Source organism: Dolichospermum sp. UHCC 0260 (assembly GCF_009711985.1).
Lineage (GTDB): Bacteria > Cyanobacteriota > Cyanobacteriia > Cyanobacteriales > Nostocaceae > Dolichospermum > Dolichospermum lemmermannii.
Window position 1 is genome coordinate 1 of sequence record NZ_VIKZ01000029.1, and the last position, 2,038, is coordinate 2,038.

Here is a 2,038-nt window from a genome sequence, read left to right on the forward strand (position 1 = left end):
TTCTCATTTCTAAAGCTTCAAGGTAAAGAGGTTCAGCTTCACTGTATTTTCCTTGGTTATGGTAAAGAAGTGCTAACTTGTTTAAGCTAGTAGCAACATGAGAATGGTCGCCTGTAAATAAAGTTTGACAAACTTTTACCAATTGCTGATACCAAAATTCTGTTTCTTGATATAATCCTTGTCCTTCATAAAATCTTCCTAACCCTGTAAATACCAAAAGGATTTCATCAGCAACCATAAATACTGGTAAATTATTCGCTGCTGCTGTTTCTTGGTTAATTTCATATATTAACCGTTTTCCTAAATCTTCCCAATGAACAACAAAAGTTTTGACATTTTCAATATCTTCAGAAGTGGGTGATTGAGGAAGTCTTTTAGCAAAGGCTATCATAGGAGTAATAAAAGTTCTTTCGAGAATTGGCTGCTTTTCTCCAACTTCTGCTAATTGTTCCTGCAAAAACAACCGCACTAAATTATGAATTGTATAAGCTTCTGGTGATTCTTGTCCTGTTTGTAAAAAGTTAACTTGATAAAGTCTTTTTTTAGAGGTAGTTAATTCTTCATTTGTCCAAATTAGTTGTTTTTCCTCATTCTCTACTTCAAACTCAATTACCCAAACTACCAAATCCCAAAAAATCAACTGAGGAGAAAATAAACTTAAAAATGCTCCCATATATTGAGTTTGAGTATCCAATGTTTCCCAAGTTAAATTAAAAGCGGCTTTAATTCCCAATTGAGTTTGATTGATAGTTTCTCTTTTTTGTAAAGCTGCTTCCGCTAACTTACGTTTTTGCAACCGTTCTAACATTTCAGTTAGAGAAAGTCCCAAGTCTGTTGTTAAATAACTTCCGACTAAAATTATCCCCAAAGGTAAATTTCCCAAAAACTCACATATTTGTGTAGCGGTTTTTGGTTCATTGATAACTCGCTGATGATTTTTTCCCAATTGCTTTTGTAAAAGTTCTAATGCTATTGGTGGTGATAGAACCTCTAAAGGCCGTTCTTGAATAGAATTAGGGTCTAAATGTTGTTGTCGAGTAGTTATCAAAACCCGAAAGCGTGTTTCTGGGGAAACAACTTCCTGTAACTGTGTTAAATCAGTTAAATCATCAACGACAATTAAAACAGGTTTTTGTGTTTCTGGATATTGTAACCAACACCAAGCTATCTGTTGTTGGAGAGTTAGCGGCTTTTCTCCCTGAATTTGGGGAATTTCTAAACCGAATTTAAATGTAAAAAGGTCAAATACTTCTGCTGCGAGAATACGTTGTCTAGCATTAAACCAAATTATGCCATCATAATGATCTTGATATTGTCTAGCGTATTGAGTAACTAATTCAGTTTTACCCAAACCACCCATTCCGGTTATTGCTACATAATTTCCCCGTCGCAAATCTTCATGGATAGTTGTCAGTTCTGTTTCTCGTCCGACAAAATGAACAGAACCACGATAGGGTATATCTTTAATGGGAGTTAACTTTGTCCGTTTCCCGTCGGACGAGTCCAGTCAAAAATTAATCGTGTTTCCGCTTTGGTCAATTGTTTGATTTTGCGCTACGTTCATAGCTTTTTGGAAGTTTTGATTAAAAATTGTCCCTTGGGGTTGTTGAGAATTTGCAAAAGCTGCTTGAATCTCTTTGAGAATTTCTGCTAAATTTTTAGGTGGGTTAGTTTCTGCTAACTGGGTTAATTCCTGGATAACTTGACTAATATTAGGGTCCGTTTTCGCTGCGGTTTCTATTTCCAGTACAACTTCACCATAATTAAGGGGTTGTTCTGGTGCTTGTTCAATAGCTGCGAAAGTTCCAGGTAGTCGCTGTTTCAACAATTCTAAAAACTGCTGAGTTTTGTGAGATAAAGTGTCTCCAATGTTTTCGCCAATTTTTTCCAATGCTTTGGTAGCAAGTACGGTCGCAACAGCAATAGCACCAGTTGTTAATGGTTCCATTTGTAATATTGGTTAAGGTATCATTTTTCTCCTCATGATTTATGATACATCTTTTTTGTCAACGCTTCACTACACCTTAGAGGTTGTTTG

At 35.8% G+C, this 2,038-nt stretch carries 2 protein-coding genes; both read right to left on the reverse strand.

The window, feature by feature from the left end; translation table 11 throughout:
• On the reverse strand, positions 1 to 1,393 hold a 1,393-nt coding region (locus FJR08_RS12740), incomplete at its 3' end, for a tetratricopeptide repeat protein (protein WP_168633412.1).
• 114 nt (positions 1,394 to 1,507) lie between these two features.
• Entirely contained in the window at positions 1,508 to 1,948 is a 441-nt protein-coding gene (locus FJR08_RS12745) for a hypothetical protein (protein WP_168633413.1), read from the reverse strand.
• Between the last annotated feature and the right edge of the window lie 90 nt (positions 1,949 to 2,038).